The organism is Geomonas azotofigens, assembly GCF_018919395.1.
GTDB classification, from domain to species: domain Bacteria; phylum Desulfobacterota; class Desulfuromonadia; order Geobacterales; family Geobacteraceae; genus Geomonas; species Geomonas azotofigens.
The window spans coordinates 294,191-309,958 of record NZ_JAHLME010000001.1 but is presented as its reverse complement, the minus strand read 5'-3'; the positions used below and the strand labels follow the sequence as shown (position 1 = coordinate 309,958).

Sequence of the window (15,768 nt, the reverse complement as noted above, 5' to 3'; positions counted from 1 at the left end):
GGAGTTAGCATGACCCCGGAAATGGTAGTCCAACTCGGCAGGAGAAGCTTCGAGGCGGTAATCCTCCTCTCGGCTCCCTTGCTCATCACCGCCCTGGTGGTGGGCCTGCTCATCAGCATTTTCCAGGCGGTCACCTCGATCAACGAGGCGACCCTCGCCTTCGCTCCCAAGATCATCGCGGTCATGGTGGCCATGGTCGTCTTCTTCCCCTGGATGATGATGTACATGAGCGACTTCACCCACGAGATCTACGGCATGATCGCCAACATGAGGCACTAGGTGCTCGACGCCCTCCCGCTCAAGGCCCTGGCCGACCTGATCCCCTTCGCCCTGGTCCTGGCCCGGGTCGCGGCGCTGTTCATGGCCATCCCGATGTTCGGCGCCCGCCTGGTCCCCAACCGCATCAAGGTGGTCCTCATCTTCGCCATGGCGCTGGTCATCTTCCCCATCATCCGGCTGAAAGCCGTCCCCGTCGAGACCGACTCGCTCTCCCTGATGCTCCTGGTGCTGCGCGAAACGCTGGTGGGCCTGACGCTCGGGGCGATCTCCCAGTTCGTCTTCGCCGCGGTCGAGTTCAGCGGCCAGCTGGTGGGGACCCAGATGGGGATCTCCATCGCCGCCCAGTTCGACCCGACCACCCAGAACAACGTCCCCACCATGGCCATCTTCGAGGGGGTGCTGGCAACCCTCATCTTCCTCGCGCTCGACGTGCACCACTTCTTCATCAAGGGGATCGTGGAGAGCTACCAGCTCATTCCGCTGGGGGCCTGGCACGTCAGCGGCGGCCTTTTGAAGTTCCTGGTTCAGACCAGCACCGGCATCTTCGTCGTCGCGCTCAAACTGGCGGCCCCGGTCTCGGTGGCGCTTCTGGCCACCACGGTGGCGCTCGGCATCGTGGCGCGCAGCTTCCCGGCCATGAACGTCTTCATGGTCAGCATGCCGCTCAACATCGGCATCGGCTTCCTGATCCTCGGCCTCACGCTGCCGGTGTTCCTGCGCGTCCTCAACGGGAGCTTCGCCGCTTTCGTGCAGCAGATGCACGCCCTGTTCAGGCTGCTCGCCTAGGCCTTCGCCATGTCCGACGACAAACACTCAAAAACAGAGAAACCTACCGGAAAAAAGATCTCCGATGCCAAGAGCAAGGGGAACGTAGCGCGCAGCCGCGAGATGACCTCGGCGGTGACCCTGATCGCGGCCATGGTGGCCCTCTACGCCAGCTCCGGCATCATGCTGAAGACCCTGCAGGGGACCATGCGGGACATCTTCGGCGGGCTGGCCACCATCGAGATCACCCCGGCCGGCGTGCACCACCTGATGACCAGGGAATTCGCCAACCTGGGCATCATGCTGACGCCGTTCATGCTGGTCTGCCTGATCGCGGGGCTCGGCGTCGAGATCAGCCAGGGGGGGATCAACCTCAGCTCCGAGAAGCTCAAGTTCGACCTGGGGCGCCTGAACCCGGTGCAGGGGGTGGGGAGGCTCTTCAACAAGGATTCCCTCTTCGAGGTGGCCAAGTCCTTCATCAAGATGGCGATTGTGGGGTACATGGCTTACAAGGTCCTCGCCGAGGAGATGGAGGGGATCATCTTCCTGGTGGACCAGGACCTGCAGGGGATCCTGCAGTTCATCGGCCACATCGCCTTCAAGATCGTGCTGCATACCTGCGGGGTGCTGATCATCCTGGCGGTGCTCGACCTGGCCTTCGTCAAGTGGCGCTTCCTGGACAACCTGAAGATGACCAAGCAGGAGGTGAAGGACGAGCACAAGAACAGCGAGGGGGACCCGGCCATCAAGGGGAAGCAGCGCCAGAAGGCCTTCCAGATGGCGCGCCGGCGCATGCGCCAGATCATCCCTACCGCGGACGTGGTGGTGACCAACCCGACCCACTACGCCGTGGCGCTCAAGTACGACCGCTTCAAGATGTCCGCTCCGGTGGTGCTCTTCAAGGGGGTGGACCAGATGGCGCTGCAGATGAAGATCGTGGCGCGGGAAAACAACGTGACCCTGGTGGAGAACCGCTTCCTGGCCCGCGAGCTCTACGCCCAGGTGGAAGAGGGGTACGAGATCCCGGAGGGGCTCTTCGCCGCCGTCGCCGAGATCCTTGCCTACGTGTACAGCCTGAAAAAGAGGTGAGGCTTTCGCCTCACCTCCCGTGATTACAACCTCCCTCCTTCACTTCTAACGGCTCATCCCCATAGGATCAGGCCCGGATCGTACACCGTGCCCAGCTCCGGGTGCCGCGGCATGACCCGCAAGAGAAAGCCGTGCCGCCCGCAGAAGCGGCATTCCAGCTCGCCGCCGAAGTGCCCCACCTTGTCGGGGTCCGGGGCCGGGTCCAGCGGCACCACCTCCCCACCCACGATGGAACCGCGCGAATCGAGCACCCCGAAGTAGACCTCGACCGCGATCTCGGAGAGCGGCACGTCGCCCGGCGTGATCTGCACCGAGATGGGGACCTTCTGCCCCACGGTCACCTCCCGCTCGCATTGGGCCTGGACCGCCACGATGGCCAGCCCCCCCCACACGCCGTGCAACCGCTCCTTCCAGCGCGCAAGTTCCACCGCGAGCCTCAGGTCGTCACGGGTCAGCCGCTCCCAGTTCTCGAAGGCGGGGAGGTAGCAGCGCCGGGCGTATTCCTGCACCATGCGGTCGGTGGAGAAGACCGGGCAGAGGGTCTGCATCGACGTCTTCATGAAAGCGGTCCACCCGCGCGGCACGCCGTCGCTGCCGCGGTTGTAGAACAGGGGGACGATCTCCTTCTCCAAAAGGTCGTAGATGGCCCTGCTCTCCACCTCGTTCTGGTAGGCGAGGTCGTCGTAGACCTCCCCCCTGCCGATGGCCCAGCCGTTATTGCCACGGTACCCCTCGCACCACCAGCCGTCCAGGATGCTCAGGTTCAGCCCGCCGTTGAAAGCGACCTTCATGCCGCTGGTGCCGCTGGCTTCCTGGGGTCTCAGCGGCGTGTTGAGCCAGACGTCCACCCCCTGCACCAGGCGCCGAGCCACGGAGATGTCGTAGTCCTCGAGGAAGATGATGCGGCGCCGGAACTTCTCCTGCTGCGCGAGCTGCACGATCTGCCGGATCAGCTCCTTGCCCTGGTGGTCGGCGGGGTGCGCCTTGCCGGCGAAGACGATCTGCACCGGACGCTCTGGGTGGTTCAGGATCCGCTCCAGCCGCTCCTTGTCCTGCAGCAGGAGGGTGCCGCGCTTATAGGTCGCGAAGCGGCGCGCGAAGCCGATGGTGAGGATCTCCGGGTCGAGCACGTCGGTGGCGCGGTCGATCTCCTTGGCGCCGGCGTCGAGCTTTTGCAGTTGCGCCCTGAGGCTCAGTCGGGCGTAGTCCACCAGGCGCTCGGTGCCGCGGCGGTGCGTGCGCCACAGCTCCGCGTCGGGAATCCGGGACACCTTGCGCCAGAGCGCTTCGTCGCTCTGCTCCAGCCAGCGCGTGCCGAGGTAGCGGATCAAAAGGCCGCTCATCTCCTCGGATAGCCAGCTCTTCTGGTGCACGCCGTTGGTGACGTAGGTGAGGGGGAGTTGTTCTTCGGGAAGGTCGGGCCAGACGTCGGCCCACATGCGGCGCGACACCATGCCGTGCAGCTCGCTGACGCCGTTTGAGTGCAGCGACAGCTTCATGGCCAGAACCGCCATGCAGAAGCTCTCGTTGCTGCGGCCGTGGTTCTGCATCCCCAGGGCGAGGAACTGGTCGCGGGAGAGCCCCAGGTGGCGGTAGTAGTAGCCCAGGTAGCGCTCCATGAGCTCCGCCGGGAAGTGGTCGATACCGGCCTCGACCGGGGTGTGGGTGGTGAAGACGTTGCCGCCGCGGACCGCCTCCATCGCCTCCTGGAAGGAGAGCGAGCGCTCCTCCATGAGGACCCGGACCCGTTCCAGGGCGAGGAAGGCGGCGTGCCCCTCGTTCATGTGGCAGACGTTGGGCTCGACCCCCAAAAGGCGCAGCGCCCTGATGCCACCGATCCCGAGCAGGATCTCCTGCCTGATGCGCATCTCCTGGTCGCCGCCGTAGAGCCTCGTGGTGATCTCGCGGTCGGCCGGGGCGTTATCCTCGAGGTTGCTGTCGAGCAGGTAGAGGCGCACCCGTCCCACCTGGACCCGCCAGATCTGCACCCGCACGTTCCTGCCGGGGTACTCCAGCTCCAGGGTGAGCGGGTCGCCGTTGGTGTCGCGCTCCAGGTGCAGCGGCAGGTTGTAGAAATCGTTCTCCGGGTAGATCTCCTGCTGCCACCCCTCGAAGTTCAGGTGCTGCCGGAAGTACCCCTGGCGGTACAGGAGCCCCAACCCGACCAGCGGCAGCCCGAGGTCGCTGGCGGATTTCAGGTGATCGCCCGCCAGGATGCCCAGGCCCCCGGAGTAGATGGGGAGCGACTCGTGCAGGCCGAATTCCATGGAGAAGTAGGCGATCCGGGCTCGGGGATTGCCGTGCCGCTCGTACCAGGTGCGCGACGAGAGGTACTCGTTGAGCCGCTCCTCCACCTGGGCGAGATGCGACATGAACCCCTCGTCGAGCATCAGGCTCTCGTAGGTCGCCTGTTGCAGGCACCCCAGCATCTCCAGAGGGTTGTGGCGCGTCGCCCGCCAGAGTTCCGGGTCGAGGCGCTTGAAAAGTCCGATGGCCTCCGGTTCCCACGTCCACCAGAGGTTGTATGCGATCCGTTGCAGCCCGGAGAGCTCCCTGGGGAGCGAGGGGACAACGGTGAAGCGGTGCAGCGTCGAGAAGAGGTTCATACCGCCTCCTCGCTACTTACTCCGGCCTCCCTATACCGAACTTCTCGAGCCGGTATTGTAGCGTCTTGTAACTCATGCCTAGAAGTGGTGCCGCCTTGGCGATGACCCAGTCGGCCCGTTGCATTGCCTTCGTGATCAGGTCGCGCTCCAGATTGTCGATCGAGATCCCCTCGGCCGGGAAGTCGAAGGGGAGGGACCCGGCCAGGGAGGCGTCGTGATGCACCTCGGCGGGCAGGTCCTCGGGTTGAATGTAGTCGCTTTCGGCCATGAGCACGCCGCGCTCGATCACGCTTTCGAGCTGGCGCACGTTGCCGGGCCAGTTGTAGTCCAGGAGGATCTTGAGGGCGGGCTTGCCGATCCCCTTGACCGAGATCCCCGAGACCTGGCTGTACTTCTTCAGGAAGAAGTTGGCCAGGGTGACGATGTCGTTGCCCCGCTCCCTGAGCGGCGGCAGGGTGATGCGGATCACGTTGAGCCGGTAGAAGAGGTCCTCGCGGAAGTTGCCGCGCTTGGTTTCCTGCTCCAGGTCCTTGTTGGTTGCGGAGATGATCCTGACGTCGACCGGGATGTTCACCTTCCCCCCGACCCGGCGGATCTCCTTCTCCTGGATGGCGCGCAACAGCTTTGCCTGCATGGCGACGTTCATCTCGCCGATCTCGTCCAGGAAGACGGTTCCACCCTCGGCCGCCTCGAAGATCCCGATTTCGCGGGTTCCCGCGCCGGTGAAGGACCCTTTCTCGTGGCCGAAGAGCTCGCTCTCGATCAGCGCGTCGGGGATGGCGGCGCAGTTGATGGCGAAGAAGGCCCGGTCCTTGCGCGGGCTGCCGTCGTGGATGGCCCGGGCCACCAGCTCCTTGCCGGTCCCCGATTCCCCGTAGATGAGCACCGTGGTGGAGGTGGGCGCGATCTTGTGGATGATGCGGGCGACCTCCATCATCTTCGGGTGTTCCCCGATCATGTTGGGGAGGGTCCTGGTTTCGGCCAGCTTCTTGTGCAGCACCCGGTTTTCCTTCATCAGCATGATCCGCTCGAAGGCGCGCTGCACGGTGAGGATCAGGTCCTCGCGCTCCAGCGGTTTCTCCAGGTAATCGAAGGCCCCCTTTTTCATCGCCTCGACTGCGGAGTCGATGGTGCCGTGGGCGGTCATCATGACCACGCACTGGGACGGGTTGTCGGAGAGCACACGCTCCATAAGCTCCATCCCCGAGATCCCCTGCATCTTAAGGTCGGTGAGCAGGAGGTCGTACTCGGCCTGCTCCAGCTCCTGCAGCGCTTCCTCTCCGCTGGGGACCGAGGTGATCCGGTACCCCTTCTTGGACAGGATGGCGCTCAGGATGTCGCGCTGCCCTTTCTCGTCATCTACTATCAGGATGCTGCCGCTCATTGCCACTCCAGGTTCCTTAATGTCTAGCTGTTTCGTTGCTTGCCGTGGTTTACAGCGCCAACTGCCGTCCGTCGGCTTCGCCGGCCGCGGCCGCGATCGCGCCCGCGGGGAGAATCACGATGAAGGTGGTTCCTTCCCCCTTGCGGCTTTCCACGCAGATGCGCCCGCCGTGCTCCTTGACGATGCGCTCGGTGATGGCCAGTCCCAGCCCGATTCCCGCCTCGCGGGTGGTGAAGTAGGGCTGGAACACCTTTTCCAGGTCCTGCTCGTCGATGCCCACGCCGCAGTCGCTGAAGCTCAGCCGGCACTCCCCGGTTTCCGGGTCGACCGCTGCACCGAGGGTGATGGTGCCGCCGTCGGACATCGCCTGCATGCTGTTGCTGATGAAGTTGCACAGGCAGTTGCGCATAAGCTCCGGGTCGATCTGCATGGCCGGCAGGTCGGCCGGGATCTCGCGCACCACCTTCATGTTCCTCTCGGTGAGCCGGTCCTGCATGATGTGGATCGCCTTGTCGAGGAGGTCGGCGTAGTTCACCCGCTGCAGTTTGAGCTTGAGCGGCCGGCCGTAGTTCATGAAGTTGAGCACCATGTAGTTGGCCTTGCGCACCTCTTCCTTGATGTTGTCCGCGATGGACTCGAGCTCGCCCCCCTTCTCGGGGCAGGAGGGGAGCAGCTCGCTTTTCAGGTGGTCGATGGCGAGGCTTATGTAGTTGAGCGGGTTCCTGATCTCGTGGGCGATCCCCGCCGCCAGCTGTCCCACCTTGGAGAGGTGTTCCGCCTCGTAGAGCCGCTTCTCCAACTGCTCTTTTTCCTTCAGTTTCTTCACCATCTCGTTCAGGTTCTCGGCGAGCTCGCCGATCTCGTCGCCGCTTTCCACCTCGAAGGTGACGCTCAGGTCGCCGGCGGAGACGTTGTTGACCCCGGTGGCCAGGCGGTGGATCGGGCTGGTGTAGCGGCGCGCGAGGAAGATGATCAGTATCATGCCACCCATGAACACCAGCACCGTGGCCGAGAGGCGGCGGACGAAGTTGGCGTGCTGGATATCGCGGATGTTGTCCAGAAGGAGGTTGATCTGCACGTACCCGAGCTGCTCGTCGCCCACGATGACCGGCACCACCAGGTCGTAGGGCTTGAGCGAGCTGCCGCTGCCGCTGCCGCGGCGCTTGAGCCCCTTCTCCAGTTTCTTGATCTCGCGCTTCTTGCCGACCTGTGCCGGGTCGGAGGAGTTGATGATCTCCCCTTCGTTGTTGATGATGTTGATCTCGTTGACGCCCTTGTTCTTGGCCTGGCTGAGGTATTCCGAGAGTCGGGTGGATTCCTCTTCCGAGGTCAGGTCCTCGACGCTCAGCTGGATGGCCTTGGAAACAACGGTGGAACTCTCCTGGATCTCCTGCACCAGGTCGTTCTGGCTGAACTGGTTCAAGACGAAGAGGATCAGCGTGGCGACTACCAGCATGGTGAGCATGATCATCACCAGCTTCGTGTTCAGTTTCATGACGTTCTTTCCGATGTATGAGTTTTCACTAAGCTCGCAAGTATACAGCAGCGCCCCTGGCTAGACAAGGCCGATTAAAGGGCGCCGGGCGGATGAATTAATTGGCTTCCATTAGCTTGGACTTGCTGTTAAGATGCCTGGCGTTGATACGCGCCAGGACCAGGAGCGATGGGAGGAGGCATGAGCTACAGCGTCGACAGGATTTCGGGTGGGCTCAGGATCGACCCGGACGCCGGGGGGCAGGAGCATCAGCGCAGGCGGGGAAAGCCGGCCCAGAAGTCGGAACCGGCCGACAGCGTCAGTATCTCTGATGAGGCCAAAAAACTGCTCGAGAAGGCCGGGGTCGAAGACTCCTCCGAGTAGCCTTTAGCTGGTGAAGAGGGCCTTGTCCTCGGCGAAGGCCTTGTCAAAGACCTCCAGCATCTCGGCCGCGTTCTCTTCGGTGAGCTTCAGCAACTGCCCCGCCTTGGAAGCGACGAGGTCTATCTCTTCCTGGGGCTCCCTGATCCCGATGCCGAGCTTCAAGCAGAACTGGTCGGCCAGCGAGGTCACCGCGGTCAGGTTGATCAGGGCGGGGTCGTCCAGCTCGCTGAAGTCAAGCTGGTGGTGCTGCAGGATCGCTGTGGTAAGGATCTCCGGGAAGTTCCACTTCCTGATCACGTACGCTCCCACCTCGTCATGGGTGAAGGGATAGACCCCCTTCTCCGCCTGCCCGAATGAAATCCCCTCGTTATAACAGTGCTGCATCACCTCCTGGAACTTGTCCCGGTCCAGGGTGTTCATGATGATCTTGCCGATGTCGTGGAACAGTCCGGCCAGGAAGGCCTCTTCCTCGTTGGCGACCCGGGTGCGGCTGGCGATGATCCGGGCGGCGAGCCCGGCGGCGAAGGAGTGTTCCCAGAGCATCTTCTCCGTGAGGCCGTAGGGCTTGTACACCTGCTTCACCGATGCGGCGACGACGAGGCTTCTCAGGGTGCTGAAACCGAGGATGACGATGGCGCTGGAGAGGGTCTGGATCTGCCTGCGGCAGCCGTAAAAGGAGGAGTTGGATATCTTGAGCACCCGCGCCGCGACGGCCGGGTCCGATGATACGATCTTGGCCAGTTCTTCGGCCGTGGCATTCTCGCTTTCGATAAGCTGCATCACCTTGATGGCAACGATGGGAATGGTGGGCAGGTCCGCTGCGGTCATGATCGCAGTCTCGAGTTCTTTATTCATGCCTTGAATCCTTCCGTTGGCTGAGGCCGGTTCTGGTCAGGTTCAAAAATATACCAAAACGTTAGCTTTAAGCAAGCTCGGATTTAATGATTGAAAGGGGGCTCGCCGCGGTCTATACTGCCCGGAAAAAAAGGAATAAGGTTTCACTTTGATCGTAAAGAACACGGAATTCATTAAAAGCGCGACCCGTCCGGCGCACTACCCGGAGGGGAACCTCCCCGAGATCGCCTTCGCCGGGCGCTCAAACGTCGGCAAGTCTTCATTGGTCAACGTGCTGGTGAACCGGAAGAACCTGGTGCGCACCAGTTCCACCCCCGGCCGCACGCAGCTGATCAACTTCTTCCAGGTAAACGACGACTTCATGCTGGTCGACCTCCCCGGTTACGGCTACGCCAAGGTGCCGCTGGCGGTGAAGAAGGACTGGCGCCCCATGATGGAGACCTACCTCGCCAAGAGGAAGAACCTGCGCGGGGTGGTGCTGATCCTGGATATCCGCCGGGTCCCCAACGACGACGACCTGCAGATGCTCGCCTGGCTGCGTGCCTATTCCATCGCCCCCATCATCGTGGTCACCAAGTGCGACAAGCTCTCCAAGAACGAGCGCGCCCGGCAGACCGCCGTGATCTGCGCCACCCTGGCCGTCGACAAGCAGGACCTCACCTTTTTCTCCGCCCTCAACAAGGAAGGAAAGGACGCCGTCTGGGCCCGTATCGACGCGGCCCTCGCCCCCGCGGAGGGGGAAAGCGGCGAATTTGCGGAGGAAGCGGCGCCCGTTAGTGATTGACTTTCACCGCGGCGTCTGTTAGTAAACACGTCGCTGTAAAAAATATATAGACGTTCGTCTTGGTGCCCCGAGAGGGGTTAAAAGGGAAGAGGGTGTGAATCCCTCGCTGTCCCGCAACTGTGAACGGAGATGAAAGCCGCAACAACGCCACTGATCGCATCGGGAAGGCGCGGCGAGTAAGACGACCCGTGAGTCAGGAAACCTGCCAGGATGAGAAGCTTGTTGGAACCTCCGTGGCAGAGGGGCTAAAGCCGGAACCGCACCTGTAGTGCGTTTTTGACCCGCCTTCCGTCATGGGAAGGGGGGTTTTTTTATGTCCAAAGTGGTCCTGGTCACCGGTGGTGCCCGCAGCGGTAAGAGCCGTTTCGCCGAGGGGCTGGCCGATGCATACGCCCCGCTGCGGGGCTACCTCGCCACCGGCGAGCCTGGCGACGCCGAGATGGCGGACCGCATTGCCCGGCACCAGGGGCGGCGCGGCCCGGAGTGGCAGACCGTCGAGGAACCGCTCGAGGTGGCGGAGGCGATCCGCAGCCACGAGGGGCGCTTTAACGTGATGCTGCTCGACTGCGTCACCCTCTGGATCTCCAACCTCCTCTTCCGGTGTCCGGGCGGGGCCGGCGAGGCCCTGGCCCAAGTGGCAAGTTTCGCCGGGAGCTTCGCCTCGCTCCAAACCCCGCTCATCATCGTCACCAACGAGGTCGGGATGGGGATCGTCCCCGAGCATCCTCTCTCCCGCAGCTTCCGGGATCTCGCCGGCGAAGCCAACGAGTTGATCGCCGCCGCCGCCGACGAGGTCTACGTCACCATTTCAGGATTGCCGCTCAGGCTGAAGTGATAATGCCATGACATGTGAAATGCCATGAAATTCAAGGAGGAACCGATGCAACTTCTGGAAACAACCCTCGCCAAGATCCAGCCCGTGGACGAGGCGATGCTCGCCAAGGCCCAGGCCAAACTCGATAACAAGACCAAGCCGCTCGGCTCGCTGGGACGCCTGGAGGAGGTCGGCCGCCGCTTCGCTGCCATCACCGGCGACCTCGCCCCCGACACCGCCAAGAAGGTCATCTTCACCTTCGCCGGCGACCACGGCATCGTCGAGGAAGGTGTCTCCCTGTTCCCCAAGGAAGTCACCCCGCAGATGGTGCTCAACTTCCTGCGCGGCGGCGCCGGGGTCAACGTGCTCGCCCGCCACAGCGGCGCCGAGGTGCGCGTGGTGGACGTGGGCGTCGACTACGACTTCGAGCCGGCGCCGGGACTCATCATCCGCAAGGTGGCCAAGGGAACCCGCAACTTCGCCAAGGGTAGCGCCATGACCCGCGAGGAGGCGGTCGCCGCCATCGAGGTCGGTATCGCGCTGGCCGACGAGGCCAAGAAGGAAGGGGTCGCCATGGTCGGCACCGGAGAGATGGGGATCGGCAACACCAGCCCCTCTTCCGCCATCATCGCGGCTATTGCCGGCTGCACCGTACGCGAGGTGACCCACCGCGGCACCGGCATCGGCGACGACGCCCTGGAAAAAAAGATCAAGGTGATCCAGGCCGGTCTCGACCTGAACCGCCCCGAGCCCCAGGATCCGCTGGACGTCCTCACCAAGGTCGGCGGGCTGGAGATCGCCGGCATCGCCGGGCTGGTGCTCGGCGCCGCGGCCAACCGGATCCCCGTGGTGGTCGACGGCTTCATCTCCACCGCCGGCGCGCTGATCGCCTCCGAGATGCACCCCGCCGTGCGCGACTACATCTTCACCGCTCACACTTCGGTCGAGATCGGCCACCAGATGATGCTGGAGCGCATCGGCGTCAAGCCGCTGCTCGACCTGCAGCTGCGCCTGGGCGAGGGGACCGGCGCCGCGCTGGCCATGGGGCTCATCGAGGCCGGCGTCAAGATACTCAAGGAAATGGCAACCTTCGAAGAGGCCGGGGTGGCCTCCTCCTAGCCGGTGCCGAGGTGACCGCATGAGGTTATTCATCATTGCGTTCCAGTTCCTGACCATCGTGCCGCTGCCGGTCTCGGTGCGCTGCGAGGAGAAGGACCTGGGGCGCTCCATGGCGCTGTTCCCGCTGGTGGGGTTGGCCCTTGGCGCGCTGCTGGCCGGGACGGACTTCCTGCTGGCGCCGCTTCTGTCCCGCTCCGTGGCCGACCTGGTGCTGGTCGCCATCCTGAGCGTGGTCACCGGCGCCCTGCACCTGGACGGCCTGTCGGACGTCTGCGACGGGCTCGCCGCGCGCGGTTCTCGCGAGCGCTTCCTGGAGATCATGAAGGACTCCCGGGTCGGCGCGGTGGGGGCGGTGGGGCTGGTGCTGGGGCTCATGCTCAAGTACCAGGCGCTCCTGGCGCTCCCTGTCGAGTACAAGCGGGAAGCGCTGCTGTTCTTCCCGATGGCCGCCCGTTTCGCCCAGGTGCAGATGACCGTCGGCGCCAAACGGGCCAGGAAAGACGGCTTGGGGCACGCCTTCGTCGGCGGGGCCGGGGCGCTGCAGCTGGTCCTAGCCGGCGTCTGCACGGTCGCGGTCGGCGCGGCGCTGCTCCACCTCGCAGGCCTCATCACCCTGCTGCTCCTGTTCTTTTTGACTTGGGGCATCAAGGGGTGGGCGCACGGGAAGCTCGGCGGGGTCACCGGCGACGTCATCGGCTGCGCCAGCGAATTGAACGAGATCTTTTGCCTAATCTTCCTGCTGGCCGTTTTACGCCAGATGGGGTAGGGGATTGGCTCCGCAAGGTGCCGGTCCCCCCCTCTCCCGGGCCTGCATTTAGGAGAACGCATGATTGAAAGAACCAGGATCCACCTGATCCGCCACGGCGAGGTGGAGCGCACCTACTGCTACAACGGTCACTACGACGTCCGTCTCACCCCGCGCGGCGAGGAGATGTACCACCAGCTGAAACCGCGCCTGGACCCGGACCGGATCAGCGCCATCTACACCAGTGACCTGCAGCGCACCGTGCGCGGCGGCGAGATCCTGGGCCCCTACCTCGGCGTCGAGCCGGTCACGGTGCCCGCCCTGCGCGAGCTGAACTGCGGCGTGTGGGAAGGGCTCTCCGTGGCCCAGATCCAGGAGCAGCGCCCCGACGAGTGGGCGGCGCGCATGGCTGACTTGGAGAACTTCTGCGCCCCCGGCGGCGAGAGCCTGGGGGAGTTGGCGGGGCGCGTGCTGCCGGCCCTGAGGGAGATCGTGGAGCGGCACCGGGGCGAGGATGTCCTGGTGGTGGCCCACGGCGGCGTGAACCGCATCGTCCTCCTGGACGCGATCAAGGCGCCGCTGGGCTCCTTTTTCTGCATCGACCAGCAGTACTGCGCGGTGAACATCATCGACTACTGGGCCGACGGCAACACCGTGGTCCAATTGGTCAATGGCTGACGGAGACTCACAAGGCATGAAGCGCATGGTCATCGCAGCGCCGCACAGCGGCTCCGGGAAAACCACCGTGACCCTCGGCATCATGGCCGCGCTCAAGCGTCGCGGACTCGAGGTGGCGCCGTTCAAGGTCGGGCCTGACTTCATTGATCCCGGCTACCACGCCCTGGTGACCGGTGCCCCGTCCATCAACCTGGACGGCTGGATGTGCCCGCTGGAGTTCGTCAGGGACACCTTCGCCCTGCATGCGGCCGCCGCCGATGTCGCGGTGATCGAGGGGGTGATGGGGCTCTTCGACGGCATCGACGGCAGTTCCGACGCCGGGAGCACCGCCCAGATCGCCAAGGAGCTCGCGGCGCCGGTCGTCCTGGTCGTCGATGCCAAAAGCCAGGCCCGTAGCGCGGCGGCCTTGGTGAGCGGCTTCGCCGGTTTCGACCCCGGGGTGAAGGTCGCGGCGGTCGTCTTCAACAACGTGGCGAGCGCGAACCATGAGCGGATACTGCGCGAGGCCCTGGCGGCTCACCTTCCCGATGTCAAGGTGCTGGGGTGCATGCCGCGGGACGCGGCGCTCGCGATCCCGTCGCGTCACCTTGGGCTGACCACGGCGGAGGACAACCCGCTTTCGGCTGAGTTTCTGGATCACCTGGTCGATGTCGTCGAGCGGCACCTCGACCTGGACGCTCTCCTGGAATTGGATCCGCGGGAGCTCCTGGCGCCGGCGCCGTCGCCGTTTCCGGCAGCGGATGCCGGGGCTGGCAGCGCTGGGGCTGGTGCCGAGCCGGTGCGTATCGCCGTGGCTCGCGATGCCGCCTTTTGCTTCGCCTATCCGGACAACCTGCGCCTCCTTGCCGAACAGGGCGCCGAGATCTGCTGCTTCTCCCCGTTGGAGCACGCCGGCTTGCCGGATGCCATCGGCGGCATCTACCTTCCCGGCGGCTATCCGGAGCTCTTCGCCGACAAGCTTGCCGCCAACGAGCCGATGCGGCGGGCGATCCGCCAGGCGGTCGAGGCGGGCATGCCGGTCTACGCCGAGTGCGGCGGCTTCATCTACCTCACCGAAGGGGTTGTCGAAGATGGGGGGACGACCCCGTTTGTCGGCGTCTTCCCGGTGCGGACCCGGATGCTGCCGCGCCGCAAGGCGCTCGGGTACCGGGAGGTCGAACTGGCGTCCGACGCCGTCATCGGCACCAGGGGCGTCATCGCCCGGGGACACGAATTTCATTATTCCGAGATGGAGGAGATGCCGGAAGGGATCGAGCGGCTCTACCGGGTCAGCAGGAAAGGCGCCGACCTGGGGCCGGAAGGTTTCCGCTACCGGAACTGTCTGGCCTCCTACATCCATTTACACTTCGGCAGCTCGCCGGGTATCGCACGGGACTTCGTGGGGCACTGCAGGGCATACCGGACCAGGAGTCTCACATGAAAACACAGATCGAATCGGCACGCGCGGGGATCATCACCGCGCAGATGGAGCAGGTGGCCTTTGACGAAGAGGTAACGCCGGAGTACGTCCGGGACAAGGTGGCGGCGGGGCAGATCGTTATTCCCTGGAACCACGTCAGGAAGCCCAAAGTCGCCGGCATCGGCACCGGGCTGCGCACCAAGGTGAACGCCTCCATCGGTACCTCGTCGGACATCATCGACTACGCGGCCGAGGTGCGCAAGGCGCAGGCGGCGCAGGAGGCGGGGGCGGATACCCTGATGGAGCTTTCCGTCGGCGGCGACCTGGACCGGGTGCGGCGCGAGGTGATCGCCGCGGTCGACCTGCCGGTGGGGAACGTGCCGCTGTACCAGGCCTTCTGCGAGGCCGCGCGCAAGTACGGCGACCCGAACAAGCTGGACGAGGAGATGCTTTTCGACATCATCGAGCGCCAGTGCGCCGACGGCATGGCGTTCATGGCGGTGCACTGCGGCATCAACCTCTATACCCTGGAGCGCCTGAGAAAGCAGGGATACCGCTACGGCGGCCTGGTCTCCAAGGGGGGCGTCAGCATGGCGGCCTGGATGATCGCCAACAAGCGCGAGAACCCGCTCTACGAGAAATTCGACCGCGTCGTGGAGATCCTGAAACGCTACGACACCGTGCTCTCCCTCGGTAACGGTCTCCGGGCCGGCGCCATCCACGACTCCAGCGACCGCGCCCAGATCCAGGAACTCTTGATCAACTGCGAGCTGGCCGAGATCGGCCGCGACATGGGATGCCAGATGCTGGTGGAAGGTCCTGGGCACGTGCCGCTGGACGAGATCGAGGGGAACATCAAGCTGCAAAAAAGGATGAGCGGCGGCGCCCCGTATTATATGCTAGGCCCCATCGCCACCGATGTCGCCCCTGGCTTCGACCACATCACCGCGGCCATCGGCGCCGCCCAGTCCTCGCGCTACGGCGCCGACCTGATCTGCTACATCACCCCGGCCGAGCACCTGGCGCTTCCCAACGAGGAGGACGTCAAGATGGGGGTGAAGGCGGCCAAGATCGCCGCCTACATCGGCGACATGAATAAGTACCCCGAGCGCGGGCGGGAGCGCGACAAGGAGATGAGCAAGGCGCGCCGCGATCTGAATTGGCAGCGCCAGTTCGAGCTGGCGCTGTTCCCCGAGGACGCCGCCGCCATCAGGAAGAGCCGCGTTCCCGAGGACGAGCAGACCTGCACCATGTGCGGCGACTTCTGCGCCTCCCGCGGCGCCGGCAAGATCTTCGCCGAATACCTGCGCGGGGACAAGATTTGAAGCTCTGCAGGTTGCAAAAGATTCGAGTCCCCGCCCCCGGAGGGGGAGGGGTAGGGAGAGGGATCGTG

Annotated in this window: 15 protein-coding genes and 1 riboswitch; of the genes, 11 read left to right on the top strand and 4 right to left on the bottom strand. The window is 64.4% G+C overall.

The annotated features are described in order from the left end of the window. The first annotated feature begins 9 nt into the window (after positions 1 to 9). Genes fliQ through flhB form a run of 3 tightly spaced genes read left to right on the top strand, consistent with a single transcriptional unit; the run spans position 10 to position 2,133 of the window. On the top strand, positions 10 to 279 hold the full coding sequence (fliQ, locus tag KOL99_RS01340; RefSeq protein ID WP_216508703.1) for a flagellar biosynthesis protein FliQ: 270 nt from the start codon (positions 10 to 12) through the stop codon (positions 277 to 279). Continuing rightward, positions 280 to 1,065 (top strand): flagellar biosynthetic protein FliR, encoded by a 786-nt coding sequence (fliR, locus tag KOL99_RS01335; protein WP_216508702.1) that lies wholly within the window; start codon positions 280 to 282, stop codon positions 1,063 to 1,065. A 9-nt stretch (positions 1,066 to 1,074) separates the two neighbouring features. Next, the gene (flhB, locus tag KOL99_RS01330; protein ID WP_216508701.1) at positions 1,075 to 2,133 is read left to right on the top strand and encodes a flagellar biosynthesis protein FlhB; all 1,059 of its coding nucleotides are present in this window, start codon (positions 1,075 to 1,077) and stop codon (positions 2,131 to 2,133) included. Positions 2,134 to 2,186: 53 nt separating this feature from the next. Here the strand turns inward: flhB and glgP are convergent, their stop codons facing one another. From glgP to KOL99_RS01315, 3 genes are read right to left on the bottom strand one after another with little or no spacing between them, the layout of a single operon-like run. Next, positions 2,187 to 4,739, bottom strand: a complete 2,553-nt coding sequence (gene glgP, locus KOL99_RS01325) for an alpha-glucan family phosphorylase (RefSeq protein WP_216508700.1) — start codon at positions 4,737 to 4,739, stop codon at positions 2,187 to 2,189. Between the two features lie 16 nt (positions 4,740 to 4,755). Next, on the bottom strand, positions 4,756 to 6,123 hold the full coding sequence (locus tag KOL99_RS01320; protein WP_216508699.1) for a sigma-54-dependent transcriptional regulator: 1,368 nt from the start codon (positions 6,121 to 6,123) through the stop codon (positions 4,756 to 4,758). Between the two features lie 49 nt (positions 6,124 to 6,172). Further along, positions 6,173 to 7,618: a HAMP domain-containing sensor histidine kinase gene (locus KOL99_RS01315; protein ID WP_216508698.1), complete on the bottom strand. Its 1,446-nt coding sequence runs from the start codon at positions 7,616 to 7,618 to the stop codon at positions 6,173 to 6,175. A 180-nt stretch (positions 7,619 to 7,798) separates the two neighbouring features. On the opposite strand from KOL99_RS01315, the gene KOL99_RS01310 reads away from it, so the two are divergent. Further along, positions 7,799 to 7,981 (top strand): hypothetical protein, encoded by a 183-nt coding sequence (locus KOL99_RS01310; protein ID WP_216508697.1) that lies wholly within the window; start codon positions 7,799 to 7,801, stop codon positions 7,979 to 7,981. 3 nt (positions 7,982 to 7,984) lie between these two features. Here the strand turns inward: KOL99_RS01310 and KOL99_RS01305 are convergent, their stop codons facing one another. Next, positions 7,985 to 8,836, bottom strand: a complete 852-nt coding sequence (locus KOL99_RS01305) for an HDOD domain-containing protein (protein ID WP_216508696.1) — start codon at positions 8,834 to 8,836, stop codon at positions 7,985 to 7,987. Positions 8,837 to 8,984: 148 nt separating this feature from the next. On the opposite strand from KOL99_RS01305, the gene yihA reads away from it, so the two are divergent. The 7 genes from yihA (at position 8,985) to thiC (ending at position 15,700) form a co-directional block, all read left to right on the top strand. Further along, complete coding sequence (gene yihA / locus KOL99_RS01300) at positions 8,985 to 9,620, top strand: ribosome biogenesis GTP-binding protein YihA/YsxC (protein ID WP_216508695.1); 636 nt, start codon at positions 8,985 to 8,987, stop codon at positions 9,618 to 9,620. Positions 9,621 to 9,663: 43 nt separating this feature from the next. After that, a riboswitch (cobalamin riboswitch) is annotated at positions 9,664 to 9,844 on the top strand. Between the two features lie 89 nt (positions 9,845 to 9,933). Then, complete coding sequence (cobU, locus tag KOL99_RS01295; protein WP_216508694.1) at positions 9,934 to 10,455, top strand: bifunctional adenosylcobinamide kinase/adenosylcobinamide-phosphate guanylyltransferase; 522 nt, start codon at positions 9,934 to 9,936, stop codon at positions 10,453 to 10,455. A 45-nt stretch (positions 10,456 to 10,500) separates the two neighbouring features. Continuing rightward, positions 10,501 to 11,553, top strand: a complete 1,053-nt coding sequence (gene cobT / locus KOL99_RS01290) for a nicotinate-nucleotide--dimethylbenzimidazole phosphoribosyltransferase (RefSeq protein WP_216508693.1) — start codon at positions 10,501 to 10,503, stop codon at positions 11,551 to 11,553. Between the two features lie 19 nt (positions 11,554 to 11,572). Further along, on the top strand, positions 11,573 to 12,319 hold the full coding sequence (gene cobS / locus KOL99_RS01285; protein WP_216508692.1) for an adenosylcobinamide-GDP ribazoletransferase: 747 nt from the start codon (positions 11,573 to 11,575) through the stop codon (positions 12,317 to 12,319). 60 nt (positions 12,320 to 12,379) lie between these two features. Further along, the gene (locus KOL99_RS01280) at positions 12,380 to 12,976 is read left to right on the top strand and encodes a histidine phosphatase family protein (RefSeq protein WP_216508691.1); all 597 of its coding nucleotides are present in this window, start codon (positions 12,380 to 12,382) and stop codon (positions 12,974 to 12,976) included. 16 nt (positions 12,977 to 12,992) lie between these two features. After that, positions 12,993 to 14,396: a cobyrinate a,c-diamide synthase gene (locus KOL99_RS01275; protein WP_216508690.1), complete on the top strand. Its 1,404-nt coding sequence runs from the start codon at positions 12,993 to 12,995 to the stop codon at positions 14,394 to 14,396. After that, positions 14,393 to 15,700: a phosphomethylpyrimidine synthase ThiC gene (gene thiC / locus KOL99_RS01270; RefSeq protein ID WP_216508689.1), complete on the top strand. Its 1,308-nt coding sequence runs from the start codon at positions 14,393 to 14,395 to the stop codon at positions 15,698 to 15,700. Before KOL99_RS01275 ends, thiC begins: the two co-directional genes overlap by 4 nt. Positions 15,701 to 15,768 lie beyond the last annotated feature (68 nt).

Coding starts and splice junctions, on each gene's coding strand:
- fliQ (WP_216508703.1), top strand. CDS start 10: ATGACCCCGGAAATGGTAGTCCAACTCGGCAGGAGAAGCTTCGAGGCG.
- flhB (WP_216508701.1), top strand. CDS start 1,075: ATGTCCGACGACAAACACTCAAAAACAGAGAAACCTACCGGAAAAAAG.
- glgP (WP_216508700.1), bottom strand. CDS start 4,739: ATGAACCTCTTCTCGACGCTGCACCGCTTCACCGTTGTCCCCTCGCTC.
- KOL99_RS01320 (WP_216508699.1), bottom strand. CDS start 6,123: ATGAGCGGCAGCATCCTGATAGTAGATGACGAGAAAGGGCAGCGCGAC.
- KOL99_RS01315 (WP_216508698.1), bottom strand. CDS start 7,618: ATGAAACTGAACACGAAGCTGGTGATGATCATGCTCACCATGCTGGTA.
- KOL99_RS01310 (WP_216508697.1), top strand. CDS start 7,799: ATGAGCTACAGCGTCGACAGGATTTCGGGTGGGCTCAGGATCGACCCG.
- KOL99_RS01305 (WP_216508696.1), bottom strand. CDS start 8,836: ATGAATAAAGAACTCGAGACTGCGATCATGACCGCAGCGGACCTGCCC.
- cobU (WP_216508694.1), top strand. CDS start 9,934: ATGTCCAAAGTGGTCCTGGTCACCGGTGGTGCCCGCAGCGGTAAGAGC.
- cobT (WP_216508693.1), top strand. CDS start 10,501: ATGCAACTTCTGGAAACAACCCTCGCCAAGATCCAGCCCGTGGACGAG.
- cobS (WP_216508692.1), top strand. CDS start 11,573: ATGAGGTTATTCATCATTGCGTTCCAGTTCCTGACCATCGTGCCGCTG.
- KOL99_RS01280 (WP_216508691.1), top strand. CDS start 12,380: ATGATTGAAAGAACCAGGATCCACCTGATCCGCCACGGCGAGGTGGAG.
- KOL99_RS01275 (WP_216508690.1), top strand. CDS start 12,993: ATGAAGCGCATGGTCATCGCAGCGCCGCACAGCGGCTCCGGGAAAACC.
- thiC (WP_216508689.1), top strand. CDS start 14,393: ATGAAAACACAGATCGAATCGGCACGCGCGGGGATCATCACCGCGCAG.